This window comes from Hydrogenovibrio sp. (genome assembly GCF_049975065.1).
Classification (GTDB): Bacteria; Pseudomonadota; Gammaproteobacteria; order Thiomicrospirales; family Thiomicrospiraceae; genus Hydrogenovibrio.
The window spans coordinates 1-15,860 of record NZ_JBNGDN010000042.1 but is presented as its reverse complement, the minus strand read 5'-3'; the positions used below and the strand labels follow the sequence as shown (position 1 = coordinate 15,860).

The window sequence follows — 15,860 nt, the reverse complement described above, 5'->3', positions numbered from 1 at the left end:
TGACATAAAACAAGACTCCAGAAGTGAATTGCCGCAAACGTTAAATATGACACATCCGCAGTTTCCTTGCGTGATACTTCTATGAAACGATTCGCAATAAAATGCTTTAACCCGGTGTCAAGCGAACCCGAAACCAGAAGGCATACAACGCCGGTAAGAACAATAATGTCAACAGCGTGCCCACGCCAATGCCGCCAATCAGCACATACGCCATCGGCCCCCAGAAGGTTGAAGTGGTTAACGGAATAAACGCCAGCATAGCGGCCAAGGCCGTGAGCAAGACCGGACGCGCACGGCGCACGGTGGCATCCACCAGCGCCTCACCCAACGCCATGCCTTGCTGACGGTTGTCGTCAATCTGGCCAGTGAGAATCAATGTATTACGCATCAGAATGCCCCCCAGACCAATCAGCCCAAGATTGGCCACAAACCCAAAGGGTTGCTGGAACAACACCATCGCCGCCACCGCACCAATCAACCCCAGCGGCGCCGTCAACAACACCATAAACAAAGTGCTGATGGACTTGACCAATAGCATAATCAACAGCGACATCACCAGCAACATCAGCGGCATCATCACCTTAATGGAATCCTGCGCCTTGCCCGACTCCTCCACCGATCCGCCGACGTCCACCCGATAGCCATAAGGCAAATCGGACAAAATCGGCGCAAAATCCTGCATCAAACGCTCCGTCGCCACCGGCGGCTGCACACCGTCCACCACCTCGGCATTCACCTGCATCACCGGTTCACGATTGCGCCTTTCCAACCAAGGGGCTTCATGCACCCAATGAATTTCCGCCAAATGCGAAAGCGGCACGGTTGGGGTATTGGCACCCGAAGTGTTGGCATCGCCCGCGCCGCTCTCCGGCAAACGAATTGGCAGATCCGCCAAACGATTCGGCTGGTTTCTCGCCTCCGTACCCGCACGCACCATCACCCCTAAGGTACGCTGATCACGCTTGATTTCGGCCACAGCCTCGCCGTCAAGCATGGCGGCCAGCTGCCGCTTCACGTCCGCCTGAGTCAATCCCAGTCGAGACAACCGATCGGCGTCAAAGTCCAATTGCACTACCGGTGCTTGCTCGCCCCATTGTAAATGCGGGTCACGAATAAAATCCTGCTGCGCCATCACGCTTTGCAAGCGTTCGGCGATCCGACGCAGTTGATCCGGCTCCGGCCCCATGACCCGAAAACTCACCGGCCATTGCACCGGCGGCCCAAACAGCAATGGATGCACCCGCACTCGTGCCTGACCGAATTCTCCGGCGTCAATGCGTGCCTGCAACTTGCTACGCAAAGCTTCCCGAGCGTCCTTGTCATGGGTGACCACAATGATTTTGGCAAACGCCGGATTCGGCAATTCCGGGTTCAGCGCCAAAAAGAAACGCGGTGCGCCCTGCCCCACATAAGCCGACAAGGAATCCACTTCCTCGTTAGTTTTCAGAACGCTTTCCAGGTGCCGCGTCACCGCATCGGTGGCGGCGATGGCCGAGCCTTTCGGCAAATACACATCCACCATCAACTCCGGGCGGTCGGAACTGGGGAAAAACTGTTTTTCCACTTGGGTGATCATGCCCATCACCGCCAGTGCAAAGGTCGCCACCGTCACCAGCACCACGCTTTTGCGATACCGCACACAGCCCTCAATCGCTGAACGCAGTCCGCGATAAAAACGGGTTTGATAGGGGTCGGGATGGCTTGAATGATTTGAATCACTTGAATGATTCGACCGCTCTGAAAGCAACTGGGTCGAATCGGCCGTGGCTTGAGAACCCTGCGACACCTTGAGCAGTTTCACCCCCATATACGGAATAAAATACACCGCCACCAGCCAAGACGCGATTAACGTGGTACCCAACACCCAGAAGATACCGCCAGCGTAATCGCCGACACGAGATTGCGCCAGCCCAATCGGCAAAAACCCCACCACCGTCACCAGCGTACCCACCAGCATGGGCGCCGCCGTCACCTGCCAGGCATAGGCCGCGGCTTTGATCTTATCCAGCCCCTCTTCCATTTTCACCAACATCATTTCAATGGCGATAATGGCATCGTCCACCAGCAACCCCAGCGAAATAATCAAGGCACCCAGCGTAATGCGATCCAGATTAAATCCTTCCAGCACCATAAACACAAAGGTCATGGCCAATGTCAAAGGCACCGCCAGCGCCACCACAATACCGGCGCGCAACCCCAGCGTGGCCAGACTCACCAGCCACACCACCAACAAGGCCGTCAAAAACTTCAGTTCAAAGGTGGACACCGCGCGTTTAATGGCATCGGCCTGATTGGTGACTTTGGTCAGCGTCAACCCCGCTGGCAAGTCCTGCTGTGCCTGTTTTTCAAACGTCATCAAACGTTTTTCCAAATCCAGACCATTGGTCTGATCCTGCATCACCACACCCAGCATCAGCGCCGGTTCGCCCTGATTGCGTATCAAAAAACGCGGCGGATCCTCATAGCCGTCCGACACCTCGGCCACGTCTCCAAGCCGAATGAGCTTACCATCCACCGTCAGCGGCAAATCGGCCAGCGCCGTCACGTCCGGCGCGACGCCATCACCGTTCAGCTTGGAACGCACATAGACTCTGGGTCCCTGAGTGTCGCTGAAACCGGCACCGGTTAAGGTTAAATGCGCCGACAACGCCTGTTGTATCTGCGCCGGGCTGAGCTGGCGCTGACTGAGCGCCTCCAGATTCAAATCCACCCAGACGCGTTGTGCCTGCTCGCCGATCAGATCCACTTTTTTCACGCCGTCGATCCGACTGAACGCCACCTGTAATTGATCGGCCGTTTTCAACAGGGTCGATTGCGGCAGCCCCTCGCCACTCAAGGCAAACAGGCTGAAATAAAGATCTTCAAAATCGTCGTTAAACGTCGGCCCCTGAACGCCTTTCGGCAAGCTGGGTGCCAGATCGGTGAGCCGCTTACGCACCTGATAATACAAATCGTCACTCAGGCCGCTGGGGGTGGAATCGGCAAAGGTCACCAACAAATTCACCAAGCCTGGCTGGGCACTGACTTCCACCCGATCCATATAGTCGATTTTCATCAACTCCCGAGTCATCGGATCCGCCACCTGGTCTTGCATTTGCTCCGCCGTCGCCCCCGGCCATTGCGCGCTGACCACCATGGTGTTGACGTCAAAACTCGGGTCTTCGGCGCGCCCCATATTCATAAACGCCCACAATCCGGCCAAGGCCACCACCGCCATAAAATACAGCGTCAGAGAGGTATGCCGAACCGCATAGGCCGACAGGTTCCAACGATTCGGGTTGACTGCGCTCATGGTGCCGCCCTCCGCACCGACTGACCGTCCTGCAAGGTATGAACACCGAAGGCCACCACCTCATCCCCGGGCTGGATGTCAGCTTCGGTGGTGACCCAGACCCATTGCGCATTCAGGGTCTGCACCTGCACCGGCACCGCCTCTAACTGAAACGCCGTGCCGTCGTTGGCAACCGCTTTCAACCGAAACGCCACTGTGCGATCGCCGCGCCGCAGCAAGGCACTGACCGGCAAGCGCCAAGCCTTTTCGGAAGATGGTCGTTGCAGCGTCACCGTTTCACCCCAACGTAAGCCTTTTGGCCAGGCCTGGTGATTAGGGTCTTTTTCGCTCAAACCGTACCAAGCCGTCCAAGTGCGGCTGCGCGCATCGGCCTGATCGCCCAAACGCTGCAAGAATAACGTCAGCCGTTGTCCGTCCAAATCCAATCGCAAGCTCGCCGGCGGCTGGGTGCTGAGCGATTCCGGTAACGCCACCCGCACTTCGGTCGGCGTGGTCCGCGCCAGCCGCAACACCGGCTGCCCCTGACTCACCACTTCACCGGCTTCCACCATCACCTCTAGGATTTTCACCAGGCCTGGCGAATTGTCCGGCACCCGCAAGGTGGCGTATTCCATCTGATGCTGAGTTTGCGCGGCCTGATGTTGCTGAGTGTCCAGCCGCGCCTGAAGCACATTCAACTGATTTTGCGCCCGATCCAGCGTTTGTTCCGAGGTGAGATTTTTAGCATATAATTTCTGTAAACGCGCCACTTCGCTTTTGGCATTGACGATTTCCGAACGGGTGGCAGTGATTTCCGCCTTCAAGGCTTTCAAGGCCAGTTCAAAATCCTCCGGCTCCAGACGCATCAGCACGGTTCCGGCGGCCACTTCATCCCCCACATCCACACGGCGCTCCACCACCTTGCCGCCGACGCGAAAACTCAGGGTGCTTTGATAACGCGGCGCCACCACCCCAGAAAGGGTCTGCCCGGGTTGTGTTTCCGTCGTCAAGGCAAACGCCTGCACCACCGGCGGTTTTTCCGCTTCGGCCGGGGCATCGGAGGAACGGCAACCTGACACTAAGCCCATCCAAACCACCAAACCTGAAACCACCAGCCCACGTACCCAAACCAAAATCCCTTTCATGCCCACTCCTTTTGTTCTCAACCTCAGCCGCACATCGACCCCAGAAACCTCTGACTGAATCCGTTTGCAATCCTGCGGGACTTAAAGCACCCATGCCAGCATCAGCAAACTCAACAGCAATACCGGCGGGGTAATCAGCAGACCCATTTTCATATATTGCCCCCAGCCGATGGTCACGCCTTTTTGCATCAATACATGCAACCACAGCAAAGTCGCTAAAGACCCCCAGGGCGTCATTTTCGGCCCGAGATTACTGCCGATAATATTGGCATAGGCTAACACATCCTGACCGGCTTGCGCCAGTGCAATGTCCATGACCATAATGGTCGGCATATTGTTCATTAAGGCGCTTAAAATGGCCGCCATAAACCCGGTGCCAACCACCTGCACCACATGACCGTAAGCCGCCAAATCCACCAGGCCTGCCGCCAGTAAGTTGGTCAGCCCGGCATTTTTCAACCCCCAGACCACGACATATAACCCAATGCTGAACCAGACAATTTGCCAGGGTGCGGCTTTGAGGGTCTGGCCGACATTCAGGATTTTATACCCATAGCCCAACCCCAGCAAAATGGCCGCACCACTCAAGGCAAACAGACTCACCGGCAAACCATACGCCTCGCCCAGTGGAATGCCTGCAAACACCAGCGCCAGCACCCACCAACTGTGACGGAACATGGCACGGCTGCGAATGGCGGTTGCGGCGGGTTTGAGTAAGTCCGTTGAAACCCTCAGCGGAATATCCTTACGAAAAAGCCACCACAGCAGCGCCGTACTCACCCCAACCGACACCAAATTCGGCCACCACATCACCGCCGCATAGTCCATAAAGCCGAGATTGAAATAATGCGCTGTGACGATATTGGTCAGGTTGGAAAAAATCAACGGCATACTGGCGGCGTCACTGATAAAACCCGCCGCCAGCACAAACGCAATCAAGGCCTTGAAATTCAACTGCAATAAGCGCATTTTCGCCAGAATAATCGGCGTCAAAATCAGCGCCGCCCCATCGTTGGCAAAAAAGGCCGCCACCACCGCGCCCAGCAGCACCGTGTACACAAACATCAGATGGCCGTTGCCGCCCGATAAATGCGCCATGTGAATCGCTGCCCATTCAAAGAACCCCAATTCATCCAGCACCATCGAAATCAAAATAATCCCAATAAACGCCAAGGTGGCATCCCAAACGATGCCCGTCACCTCCCAAACATCGGCCAAAGACACCGCCCCCAACAGCAACGCCAGCAAAGCGCCGCCCATCGCCGTGGTGCCAATTTTCAAGCCCTTTGGCTGCCAGATCACCAGCAGCAAGGTCACGGCAAACAGGCTTGTCGCCAGCCAAAGTTCGTTCATGTTCACTCCTATTTAACCACAACAAGCGGTCGATGTCGGATGGCCGCCACCCTCATCGCCCTTTGCATTTAAATGCCGCATCGCCGCCCAACACTGCGTGGGGGGTGTCGTGAGGGAAAACAGCACTTCCGAATCCGTCATCGTCGCTTCGTGAATATCATACCGAGCGGTGACATCCGTTTGATACTCTATCGCCACCTCAGAATCCGCCAGGCCTGGTATTTTCTTTAACACGGGATAACTCTGTTGCAAAATTTTAGCCGCTGTCGCAGATGTTAACCGATGTTCGGTATCCGCCCCGAGCCACAACTGGATTTGCACAAACGACACCGACCGAGTTTGCCCGCCGCAGTCGATAAAGTGCTGAAACACACTGCCCACATCGGTGATGTGAAAATGGGACGGCACCCTGTCGCCATTCGGCAAAATAAACGTTATCTCCCGCTGCCCTGCCGCATTTATAACACGCTGAAATTCCGCAAACATCATTTTTTCACCCTACATTTAGCTACCTTATAAACCTAGCCGGAGCCAACGGTAACGCCCGTAGCCGCCAACCTGCGCCTGCTGCTCTTGCTGTTGACGCATTTTAATATCCCACACATAGGACTCCACCCAACGCTCCGGCTTAAACCACTCAATGACCACCGAGCCAACATAGGCCACCACCACGCCCGCCAGCACATACAGCAGCGCGATTTCCCAACCGAGAATGCCGATCAACAACACCACCGCCACCTCATTAATCATCGGGCTGGCAATCAAAAATGCAAAGGTAATGCCCAGCGGAATCCGCGCTTCCACAAAACCAATAAACAATGGCACCGACGAACAAGAACAAAAGGGCGTCACCGACCCAAGCGTAATCGCCAATGAACGCCCCATCCACTTGGGTTTACCGGCCACCATTTTACGAATGCGCTCAGTGGAAACAAACGCCCGCAGCAGCCCCATGACATAAATAATCGCCACCAGCATCACAAAAATCTTAACGGTGTCCATCACAAAAAACTGCACCGCCGCACCCGCTTGGGACGAAGCCGCCAACAGATCGTAAGCGACCCAATTGCCCAACCCTTCAAACATCACCGACTCCCTGCTTCAATAACCAATTAAAAACGATTCAAAACAGTATATCCGCATAAACAGATATATACAACCGACACATTTCCCATCATCCAAACCGATTTCACCAGGCCTGGCAAAACCGCGCAAGCAAAAAAAAGCGCAACAATTGGTTGCGCTTATGACTTGAAACCCGTAAGAAACTTCCGGGCTAACCCGAATGTTTCATAAATTTGTGCTGAGATTGCGCAGAGCATTGGTTTCACAAGGAAATTTTCGAAGAAGTGTCGACTCCACGATTACGACCGACTGAGAAAATATCGCTTGTGGAATCAAGGGGCAAGCGAGGTGGTGCTTAATTTATGAATTTTTCGAGCTAGGATGCAAATCGTTGACTGATTTCTTGCTCGATGGTGTGGCGGTTGAGCGCTCTCACCGCTTCCTTAGCCACGGCATAAGCCAAATTGACCGGCACGGCATTGCCGATTTGGCGGTAAATTTCATTCATACTGCCTTCAAACATCCAATCATCGGGAAAGGTTTGAATACGCGCATATTCACGCGTGGTAAAAGGTCGTGTTTCATCTGGATGACAACGTTCCGTCTGCTTTTGTGCTGGAGAGGTCGTTAGGGTTAAACAGGGTTCGTCCCAAGCAATCCGCCGCGCCATCCCGGTTTTTCCGCCACCGAGATAAAAACTTTTTTTCATATAGTCCTTTTGCAAGGGTTCGGGCAGATCCCGCCAATAGCCACCGGGCGGAATGCGTTCCATAATTTTTTGTTTCGACTCCGGATACCGTTGACCCGCCGAATCCGGCACATCGGTCGGATAAAGCTTACCGGCTTTCAAGGCATCGGCTAATACCAAAATGTCATCAGAAGGCTTCGGGTACTGGTAATGGATTTTTAAATCTTTACGTATGCCAACCAAAAAAAGCCGTTCTCGTTTCTGTGGCACCTGGTAGTGAATCGCTTTTAAAACCTTTGGCGGCAACACCTTGTAGTTGAGTGTTTCCATGACATCCACCATGGTCTTCAAGGTTCGGCCTTTATCATGCGACACCAGTCCTCGGACATTTTCAGCAATAAACAGCTTGGGCTGTACTTCTTTCACCGCTCTGGAAAACTCGTAAAACAAGGTGCCTCGCGTATCTTCAAAACCGAGTTTTTTGCCTGCATAGCTGAACGCTTGGCATGGAAAGCCACCCGAAATAATATCGATTTGCCCCAAAAAACTTGAAAAGTCGATGTTTGCGATATCCCCCTCTGCCACTTGCCAGTCTGGGCGATTGCGCTTCAGCGTCTTGCAGGCCCACTTATTGACTTCATTGAGTAAAGCACACTCCAAACCGGCTTTTTCCAACCCGAGTGCCAAACCGCCCGCCCCGGCAAAAAGCTCAATCGTTTTGTAGGGTTTAATGGGCGAATAATGATGTTCGTCCATCACCTCCATATCAAAAATGCCGACACCGCCGGTATACGCCTTGAGCGTCTCAGGCGTATAAACCCTGTAGTTGTTTGGCAAACGGGTGGATTTTAATTTGCCATTTTTATCCCAACGTCTTAAAGTTTCTTTGGAAACGGACAACAATTTGGCGGTTTCATCCAGTGAATACACGGATTGAGTCATTTTCGTATCTTCCTACATTATGCAACCTTGGTCAGGGTTATTAAATTATAAAGGAAAACAGAAAAGGTTATAGCGGCGCTGGCGAAAACCCCGATTATCCAAGAGCTTGCAAAGAAAACCTAAAAAACTAAAACGACCAGGCCTGGTCAAAACGGTTTACGAGATTTCTACGCGATTACGCCCGTTATGCTTGGCTTTATACAGTGCCTGATCGGCGCGTTTGAATAAATCTGCCGGTGTATCGTTTACGTTGGAAAGCGTCACCCCGATACTGACCGTGACACGGTCGATTTTAGAAAAAGAATGTTGTTGTATCTGCTCGCGCAAGCCATTAGCGGTCTTGATCATTTCGCCCAAATCCGGCTCTAACACCAGCAGTAAAAATTCCTCGCCGCCCCAACGGCCAACGTGATTGATGCCCTCCCCCAAGTGCTTCAAAATCTCCGCCATTTCCAACAACACTTCGTCGCCGACATCATGCCCATAACGGTCATTGATTTCTTTGAAAAAATCCACATCAAACAAAATCATGCCGATCACCTGCCCGCAGGCCTGGCGTTCCGCCATTTCCTGCTCGATCACACTCATTAAATGGCGACGGTTACACAAGCCGGTCAAGGCATCTTTCATCGCCATTTCGTTCAAGGCTTGCTGCATTTTGACCTGCTCCGAAACATCCTTGCCGGTGGAGACAAAATATTCAATGGCCTCATCGGCTCCGAACACCGGACTGATGGTGATGTCCTCATAATAGGTGGAACCGTCTTTGCAACGGTTCATAATGCGATTGTGATACACCTCGCCCGCCAGAATCCGCTGCCATAAGGCTTTGGCCTTTGTTTGATCCTGCATTTCCGACTTAAACACCCCGAGCGTACGCCCCAAAAGCTCTTTTTCGGTGTAACCGGTTTTGTCCAGTAAGGCTTGATTGACAAACACCAGCCGCCCTTCCCGATCGGTGATTTTGACAAAGTCCGCCGTTTGCGCCACCACCTTGGCAAAAATTTTCAACCGCTCTTCCGCCGCCACCCGTTCGGTCACATCCACTAACTTGCCGAGTAAATTCGTGACCTCTCCCTCGGCATTTCGTTCGAAACTTAAACGGGTTTCTACCCAGACAAAACCACTTGAATCAGGCACTTTCAGGCGAATGGTTTTCGCCACGCAAAAACCGTCTTCTTCAATCTGCTCCGCCACCGCGTTTTCCAGCGCTGCGACGTCTTTGGTGTGAACCAGGTCTTTAAAACACACGGTTTCCCGGCAAACCGCCTCCGAATCGTAACCAAAATCGGCCATATTGCGGGTGGCAAAACGCAGTGGCCATTTGGGCGCATAATCGCAATAAAACACCACTGTGTCGCTGCTGCTTATCAGTTCAATGATTTTCTGATCCACGCTTGACCACCCCGTTTTTTCAGTAATCGCCCACCCATTTTAGAATTGCTGACAACCCATTAAATACAGGATAAGGCTTTGCATAAACATCTTAACGAAAACCGCTGTTTAAATTATCAGTAATTTAAATAAGGTCTTGTACAAAATTAATCTTACCGCCGACGCCATCCATTCGATGACCGGCTGCAATCGACTATAATGCGCATTATGAATCCAACTCTCTCAGCGAAGGCACCCATATTGACCGATGCAACCGCTTCCAAAGACCGCAATTTCGACACGCTCATCGACAAATTCGAAAAACGGGTTTACGACACCGTTAAAGGCGAATGGCGCTTAAAACTGCTGAAAGAAGACTTGGCCTTTCTGCGCGACGCCGCGCCTTTATCCATCTGGGATGCCGGGTGTGGTTTCGCGCAAATGGGACTATGGTTCGCCGAAGCCGGGCATAACTTGACGCTGTGCGACCTGTCGCAGAAAATGCTGGCACGCGCCCAGCAAAACTTCGCCGACCAGCAACGGCAAGCCACCTTCCTGCACGGCTCGGCACAAAGCCTTGCGCCACAACTGCCGAATTTCGATCTGGTGCTGTTTCACGCTGTCATTGAATGGCTCGCCGACCCAGCGGCGGGCTTACAAACCGTGGCCGACAAAGTCAGGCCTGGCGGATATTTATCCTTGCTGTTCTACAACCGCAATGCCTTCGTTTACAATAATGTGCTTAAAGGGCGCTGGCGCTGGGAACATATTTTGTCCGATGCCTACATCGGCCAAGGCAAAAAACTCACCCCACCCAATCCGCAATACCCGGAAGACCTGATTGAACAACTCGAAACACTCGGCTTTGAAATTCGCCAGCAAACCGGCATTCGCGTGTTTCACGACTACCTCACGCCGGAGGTGCTGGCCGACAGCGATCTGGACGAACTGCTCGCGTTGGAGTACCGTTATTGCCGTCAACCCACTTACCGCCACATGGGGCGATATATTCACTTCTTAGCTTACAAACCGGACACCACACAATGAACCCACTGCATTCCCGTCGCTCACAGGCACGCCTGGTCAAAACCCTGTTTTCCGCACTGTCCAAACAGCCCAAGCTGCTGCAACTGAGTTTTTTCTGGATTCCCGTTGTCTTCGGCGCTGTCTTGCTGATTGGCGGCTTAAAATACCTCTACGAAGTCGAAATAGCCCGCCCGCAAATGGCCTATATGGGCGTACCGAAAACCGACAACAACTGGCAAACCCTCACCCATGTGCTGCGCAACGACGGTTTTATGCTGGCCTATTCCGAAACCCTCGCCAACCCGGTTTGGGTCACCTACAAAGTCAGCCCCAACACCGTGCCCTACGGCAAGCGCCCACGCTTCGAAGCCGACTGGCGTTCGCTGGCGCACATCCGCCACGAAGACTACACCGGCAGCGGTTACGACCGCGGGCACATGGCGCCGAATTACGTCATCGCCAGCCGTTACGGCTATCAGGCGCAAAAAGACACCTTTCTGATGACCAATATCACCCCGCAAAAACCCAAATTCAACCAAAAGATCTGGCAACGGTTGGAAGAAGTCAGCGCCGATTTCTTTTCCAAACAGTTCGGCGATTTCTGGGTGGTGACCGGGCCGATTTTCGATGCCGACCCCAAGCGCCTCAAAAACGCCCCGGTCGCCATTCCCAAAGCCTTTTACAAAATTTTCATCCGCCCGTCGAGTGACGGCCAACCACCAGTGGCGCTGGCGTTTATCCTGCCGCAAACCGCCAAACCAAAAGACAGCCTACTAAAATACGTCACCACCATCGACGCGGTGGAAGCGCAAACCGGCATTGATTTTTTCTGGCAACTGGACGATACGATTGAAAACCAAATCGAATCCAGCGAAAACCCCCAGGCCTGGTCATTATCGCAAGTGGCCAATTTACCCAGCCGCTATTGAATATTATTGAGCCTTTTTAAACCTTTTGAGCCGACCAAACCCAACAGGAGACGCCATGAAACGCCGCCAATTTCTCACCCTGCTCGCCGCCACCGGTCTTCTGCCCGGCTGCACCAGCCATGAAATCCGCCGCGGCCTCAATTCGGCACAACAACTTTCAAAAGGCGATGTCCCCAGCGCCATCAGCGCACACATTCCCTCCACCGGCCTTGCCCCGCTGGATCAACTGGTGCGCGACCAACTGAAAAATCTGGTCAAAGAGCTCGCCAAAAACTGGGGCGACGAAAAAATCGCCACCCCGAAAGAATACGTTAAATACACCGACCAATACCTCAGCCGCGCCATCGTCAACTTCGACACCGGCCGCATCCGCGTGGAAACCGTAGACCCCAAGCAACCGGACAAGGCGCTCAAAGCCGCCATTATCAGCACGCTGCTGACACCGGAAAACCCGTCCAAAGTCGATTTACTCTCCGACAAAGCCATTCAAACCGGGCAAACCCCGTTTCTGTACGATCTGGTGGTCGATCAGGACAAAAAGCCCGTCGGCACCCAATGGCGCGCCAACCGCTACGCCGACTACCTGATGAAACACGCCTACACAGTAGATACCTACAACGGCAAAAAACGCCGCTACGTCACCTTCGAGATGGTCAAAGACCACAACCAGGCCCAGCAGAAACACTACGCCAGTTACGTTAATCGGCAAAGCAAACGTTTTGGCATCGAGTCGGCCCTCATTTACGCCATTATCGAAACCGAAAGTTCCTTCAACCCCTACGCCATGAGCCACATTCCCGCCTACGGCTTAATGCAAATCGTGCCGCAATCCGCCGGGCGCGATGCCTACCGTTTTCTCTACAAAAAGGACGGCACCCCCAGCAAAGATTACCTGTTTCAAGCCGACAAAAACATCGAAATGGGCACCGTCTACCTGCACATTTTGTTCACTCGCTACCTCAAAGACGTCAAAAACCCCAAAGCACGCGAATACTGCTGCATCGCCGCCTACAACACCGGCAGCGGCAATGTACTCAAAGCCTTCGACACCAACCGCAGCCGTGCCTTTACCAAAATCAACGCCATGAGCGCCAACGCCGTCTACGGCTACCTGCGCCAGCACCTAAAATACGAAGAAGCCCGCAACTACCTCTACAAAGTCACCCAGAAAAAACGTGGTTACGTTTGAGTAAAACAAAGCGAAATGCCTGAAGAGAAGGGGCAAAACGTTTAAAAAACATTTTTTCGCGCATAAAAATGTCGAAAATAGCATTTTTATGCGCCCAGCACTTGCTACCTCACCAGGCCTGGTGCTTTTGTGATCTGGGTTGAGTGATTGATAGTTGCTTCAGTGTTTGTTCAACGATCCTGATTTTCATTGCACACATGCTGTCAAAGGCATAAAATGAAAGCAGTTTTACTGGCGAGGATAAAAAAATGGCGGTTTTAACAGTGAGAAGTTTGGCGGATGAGGTGGTCTTCGCGCTCAAGGCGCGTGCTAAAGCGCATGGACGCAGCACGGAGGCGGAGGTGCGGGAAATTTTGCGTGAAGCGGTGATGCCTTCCGAGCAAGTTGGTTTGGGCGTTGCGCTGCAAGAGCTGGCGCAAACTTATGCCATCAGCGATAGTGAAGTCGATGCGATCCTTGCTTCGCATGACAAGACGCCCGCTGAGCCATTGGATCTGTCATGATTGTGCTGGATACCAATGTTATTTCTGAAACCATGCGGCCAGAACCTGACGCAAACGTAATGAATTGGCTAAATAGCCAACCTACAGGGGCTTTGTTTATCACCAGCATAACGCTCGCTGAACTGAGTTTTGGCATTGAGGTTTTGCCACAAGGACGCCGCAAACAAGCGCTCACGCAATGGCTGGCGGATGTAAAAAAGCTTTTCGCCGGACGTATCCTGACTTTCGACGAAGCCGCGGCGGCAAGCTATGGGGTTTTAGCGGCACATGCCAAGCGTGCCGGCAAAGGTTTTCCGCTGGCAGATGGCATGATTGCGGCCACGGCTGATTCGCGCGGATTTAAAGTCGCCACGCGCGACAGTTCGGCCTTTGAGGCCGCTGGTTTGCGTTTAATCAATCCTTGGAGCTGATCGCCGATCAGCTACGAATGATACCCATGTGCCCACCACCAGGCCTGGTGGACTACTTCTAAAGCCTGGTTAAAAAGTGTAAACTCAGAAATATATTGTAAATGGATGAGGTAACGGCAATGTCAACAATGACCATTGAGTTAGAACCAGGCCTGGTGACAGGGTTAAACCGGTTAGCGGAGCGTTTGGCCGATAGTCCAGCGCATATAGCACAGCAGGCAATTCAACAGTTTGTTGAGTTAAATGAATGGCAAATCAATGAAATTGAAGCCGCGCTGATCCAAGCCGATGCGGACGATTTCGCAAGTGACGATCAGGTCAAAGCCGTATTTAGCAAGTGGTCGTAATGCAAGTTTTATGGCTGAAAACCGCACTAAAAAATCTTGAAGCTGAGTTGGATTATATTGCTCAAGAAAATCCGCAAGCGGCGATGCTAGTGTCAAACAGGATTTTGGAGTCCGTTGATTTGTTATCGCATCAGCCACAACTTGGCAAACCGGGACGCGTTGCAGGAACGCGTGAGCTACTCGTGCCGAATACCCGCTATGTTATTCCTAACCGATTAAAACAAAACCGCATTGAAATTCTTCGGGTTTTTCATACCTCTCGTAAACCTGTCAATAGCTGGTAAAGCCAGCTATTGTTCAAGTCGTTGTTCCGCGACCAATTAGCCAAACACTAAACCAGGCCTTATGCCCGCCCTAAACTCTCTAGCCGGCCACCAGGCCTGGTGGATTGTTGTTTGTTAGCGTTTTACCCGAAAATTTACCTTCGGTTTCTTCGATTCATAAATTTGCGCCAAAATCGCGCAGGAAATTGTTTTCACAAGGAAATTTTCGAAGAAGTGTCGACTCCACGATTACGACCGACTGAGAAAATATGGCTTGTGGAATCAAGGGGCAAGCGAGATGGTGCCTAATTTATGAATTTTTCGGGTTAAGTGCGTCAGCCGTTTTTTAATCGAGTGGGTTCATCAGGTTTTCAAACGGATGGTGGGATTTCCAGCGATAGGTGTGAAAGTCGCGCGCATCGGTGGTTAAAATTCTTCCGTGTCCTAAATGATCCGCCAGCATGACCAGCGACGCATCGGCTAAGTCCATCGGCAAGTCGGCATATTTTTTCATCGCTTGAATAATGCGTTTTGGGTGGTGAGTTTGGTCTAAATGATAAAGCTGAAACGCGCCCTGGGCATAGCTGTTCATAAACCCAATAACGGTCTGTTGCCCGGAACGCTTTAAAAGAAGATGGCAGGTTTCGGTCAATACCGGGTAGGTGGTGATTAGTCGCTCGTTAAGTTGTTTTAGTTTTTGCTGCGCCTGTGCGTGATACTGATCGTTGGGGCTAAATAAGGCGACCCAAAACCCGGTATCGGCGATAATCATAGCTTGTCACTCCAGTCCAATTCCGCTTTGTAGTTGGCGGATAAGTCGGCCTCGGCAGATAAGGCATTGAGCAAGCCATTTTGCGCAAAAATCTGTAACGCACGTTCACCTTCCGTCGTGGCGGGTGGGGTTTCCGATTCGAATAATCGCTCTAACGCCAACTTCACCACGTCGGTTTTGGTTCGGTGGGTTTGGTTGGCAAATTGCACTAGTTGTTGTTCGAGGTCATTAGGTAGCCGCAAACTGATCATGTTGTTATTCCTTATTTATCTGTATGACAATAGTGTATTACATGGATTAGCAAACAACAACCTGTCCAGTATTTTCGTTTTCCAAGTTCACCGCAACCAGGCCTGGTGGTTTTGTGATCTGGGTTGAGTGATTTGATAGTGGCTTCAATTAGTGGATTCCATTTTTGTTCTCCATTTGCCTTGAGCTTGAAAAAAGGATCAAAACTCTTTTGATAGTTTAAGCAATTTTTTTAGGACTGAGCTTGTTGAAAAGCTGATCCGAGCGGCTTCAACCCTAAGCCGGGAACTGAGGCGTAACCTACACCCGTCCTGTAAATACTGGGCACCGATGG

General features: G+C 52.3%; 16 protein-coding genes. 7 read left to right on the top strand and 9 right to left on the bottom strand.

Annotated elements, in window-relative coordinates; translation table 11 throughout:
- Positions 1-106: 106 nt before the first annotated feature.
- The 7 genes from ACP5D0_RS06430 to ACP5D0_RS06400 all read right to left on the bottom strand — a co-directional run bounded on the left by ACP5D0_RS06430 (position 107) and on the right by ACP5D0_RS06400 (position 9,859).
- Positions 107-3,292 carry an efflux RND transporter permease subunit gene (locus ACP5D0_RS06430; protein ID WP_472364838.1) on the bottom strand — a complete coding sequence of 1,062 codons (3,186 nt, stop codon included), beginning with the start codon at positions 3,290-3,292 and terminating at the stop codon, positions 107-109.
- On the bottom strand, positions 3,289-4,416 hold the full coding sequence (locus tag ACP5D0_RS06425) for an efflux RND transporter periplasmic adaptor subunit (protein ID WP_472364837.1): 1,128 nt from the start codon (positions 4,414-4,416) through the stop codon (positions 3,289-3,291). Before ACP5D0_RS06425 ends, ACP5D0_RS06430 begins: the two co-directional genes overlap by 4 nt.
- Before the next feature lie 81 nt (positions 4,417-4,497).
- On the bottom strand, positions 4,498-5,769 hold the full coding sequence (locus ACP5D0_RS06420; RefSeq protein WP_472364836.1) for an arsenic transporter: 1,272 nt from the start codon (positions 5,767-5,769) through the stop codon (positions 4,498-4,500).
- Positions 5,770-5,781: 12 nt separating this feature from the next.
- On the bottom strand, positions 5,782-6,258 hold the full coding sequence (locus ACP5D0_RS06415) for a DUF6428 family protein (protein WP_472364835.1): 477 nt from the start codon (positions 6,256-6,258) through the stop codon (positions 5,782-5,784).
- A gap of 24 nt (positions 6,259-6,282) precedes the next feature.
- Positions 6,283-6,855 (bottom strand): permease, encoded by a 573-nt coding sequence (locus ACP5D0_RS06410; protein WP_472364834.1) that lies wholly within the window; start codon positions 6,853-6,855, stop codon positions 6,283-6,285.
- Positions 6,856-7,210: 355 nt separating this feature from the next.
- A complete protein-coding gene (gene dcm, locus ACP5D0_RS06405; protein ID WP_472364833.1) occupies positions 7,211-8,464 on the bottom strand; it encodes a DNA (cytosine-5-)-methyltransferase in 1,254 nt (417 codons plus the stop codon).
- A 156-nt stretch (positions 8,465-8,620) separates the two neighbouring features.
- A complete protein-coding gene (locus ACP5D0_RS06400; RefSeq protein WP_472364832.1) occupies positions 8,621-9,859 on the bottom strand; it encodes a GGDEF domain-containing protein in 1,239 nt (412 codons plus the stop codon).
- Between the two features lie 240 nt (positions 9,860-10,099).
- Between ACP5D0_RS06400 and ACP5D0_RS06395 the strand changes: the two genes are divergently transcribed.
- From ACP5D0_RS06395 to ACP5D0_RS06365, 7 genes are all read left to right on the top strand, one after another.
- The gene (locus ACP5D0_RS06395) at positions 10,100-10,885 is read left to right on the top strand and encodes a methyltransferase domain-containing protein (protein ID WP_472364831.1); all 786 of its coding nucleotides are present in this window, start codon (positions 10,100-10,102) and stop codon (positions 10,883-10,885) included.
- Entirely contained in the window at positions 10,882-11,793 is a 912-nt protein-coding gene (locus ACP5D0_RS06390; RefSeq protein WP_472364830.1) for a DNA/RNA non-specific endonuclease, read from the top strand. Before ACP5D0_RS06395 ends, ACP5D0_RS06390 begins: the two co-directional genes overlap by 4 nt.
- A 55-nt stretch (positions 11,794-11,848) precedes the next feature.
- Positions 11,849-12,982: a murein transglycosylase domain-containing protein gene (locus ACP5D0_RS06385; protein ID WP_472364829.1), complete on the top strand. Its 1,134-nt coding sequence runs from the start codon at positions 11,849-11,851 to the stop codon at positions 12,980-12,982.
- Positions 12,983-13,230: 248 nt separating this feature from the next.
- Positions 13,231-13,485 carry a FitA-like ribbon-helix-helix domain-containing protein gene (locus ACP5D0_RS06380; RefSeq protein WP_472364828.1) on the top strand — a complete coding sequence of 85 codons (255 nt, stop codon included), beginning with the start codon at positions 13,231-13,233 and terminating at the stop codon, positions 13,483-13,485.
- Positions 13,482-13,895, top strand: coding sequence for a PIN domain-containing protein (locus ACP5D0_RS06375; RefSeq protein WP_472364827.1), 414 nt, complete (start codon positions 13,482-13,484; stop codon positions 13,893-13,895). Before ACP5D0_RS06380 ends, ACP5D0_RS06375 begins: the two co-directional genes overlap by 4 nt.
- Positions 13,896-14,014: 119 nt before the next feature.
- Positions 14,015-14,242 (top strand): CopG family ribbon-helix-helix protein, encoded by a 228-nt coding sequence (locus ACP5D0_RS06370; RefSeq protein WP_472364826.1) that lies wholly within the window; start codon positions 14,015-14,017, stop codon positions 14,240-14,242.
- Complete coding sequence (locus ACP5D0_RS06365) at positions 14,242-14,526, top strand: type II toxin-antitoxin system RelE/ParE family toxin (protein ID WP_472364825.1); 285 nt, start codon at positions 14,242-14,244, stop codon at positions 14,524-14,526. The genes ACP5D0_RS06370 and ACP5D0_RS06365 overlap by 1 nt, the downstream gene beginning before the upstream one ends.
- 325 nt (positions 14,527-14,851) lie before the next feature.
- On the opposite strand, the gene ACP5D0_RS06360 is transcribed toward ACP5D0_RS06365, so the two are convergent.
- Positions 14,852-15,277, bottom strand: coding sequence for a type II toxin-antitoxin system VapC family toxin (locus ACP5D0_RS06360; RefSeq protein ID WP_472364824.1), 426 nt, complete (start codon positions 15,275-15,277; stop codon positions 14,852-14,854).
- A complete protein-coding gene (locus ACP5D0_RS06355; protein ID WP_472364823.1) occupies positions 15,274-15,528 on the bottom strand; it encodes a hypothetical protein in 255 nt (84 codons plus the stop codon). The genes ACP5D0_RS06360 and ACP5D0_RS06355 overlap by 4 nt, the downstream gene beginning before the upstream one ends.
- Positions 15,529-15,860: the final 332 nt, after the last annotated feature.

Excerpts from the sequence above, each read along its gene's own strand:
- ACP5D0_RS06415 (WP_472364835.1), bottom strand. The coding sequence starts at position 6,258 with ATGATGTTTGCGGAATTTCAGCGTGTTATAAATGCGGCAGGGCAGCGG.
- ACP5D0_RS06420 (WP_472364836.1), bottom strand. The coding sequence starts at position 5,769 with ATGAACGAACTTTGGCTGGCGACAAGCCTGTTTGCCGTGACCTTGCTG.
- ACP5D0_RS06375 (WP_472364827.1), top strand. The coding sequence starts at position 13,482 with ATGATTGTGCTGGATACCAATGTTATTTCTGAAACCATGCGGCCAGAA.
- ACP5D0_RS06430 (WP_472364838.1), bottom strand. The coding sequence starts at position 3,292 with ATGAGCGCAGTCAACCCGAATCGTTGGAACCTGTCGGCCTATGCGGTT.
- ACP5D0_RS06410 (WP_472364834.1), bottom strand. The coding sequence starts at position 6,855 with ATGTTTGAAGGGTTGGGCAATTGGGTCGCTTACGATCTGTTGGCGGCT.
- dcm (WP_472364833.1), bottom strand. The coding sequence starts at position 8,464 with ATGACTCAATCCGTGTATTCACTGGATGAAACCGCCAAATTGTTGTCC.
- ACP5D0_RS06360 (WP_472364824.1), bottom strand. The coding sequence starts at position 15,277 with ATGATTATCGCCGATACCGGGTTTTGGGTCGCCTTATTTAGCCCCAAC.
- ACP5D0_RS06390 (WP_472364830.1), top strand. The coding sequence starts at position 10,882 with ATGAACCCACTGCATTCCCGTCGCTCACAGGCACGCCTGGTCAAAACC.
- ACP5D0_RS06385 (WP_472364829.1), top strand. The coding sequence starts at position 11,849 with ATGAAACGCCGCCAATTTCTCACCCTGCTCGCCGCCACCGGTCTTCTG.
- ACP5D0_RS06365 (WP_472364825.1), top strand. The coding sequence starts at position 14,242 with ATGCAAGTTTTATGGCTGAAAACCGCACTAAAAAATCTTGAAGCTGAG.
- ACP5D0_RS06355 (WP_472364823.1), bottom strand. The coding sequence starts at position 15,528 with ATGATCAGTTTGCGGCTACCTAATGACCTCGAACAACAACTAGTGCAA.
- ACP5D0_RS06380 (WP_472364828.1), top strand. The coding sequence starts at position 13,231 with ATGGCGGTTTTAACAGTGAGAAGTTTGGCGGATGAGGTGGTCTTCGCG.
- ACP5D0_RS06370 (WP_472364826.1), top strand. The coding sequence starts at position 14,015 with ATGTCAACAATGACCATTGAGTTAGAACCAGGCCTGGTGACAGGGTTA.
- ACP5D0_RS06425 (WP_472364837.1), bottom strand. The coding sequence starts at position 4,416 with ATGAAAGGGATTTTGGTTTGGGTACGTGGGCTGGTGGTTTCAGGTTTG.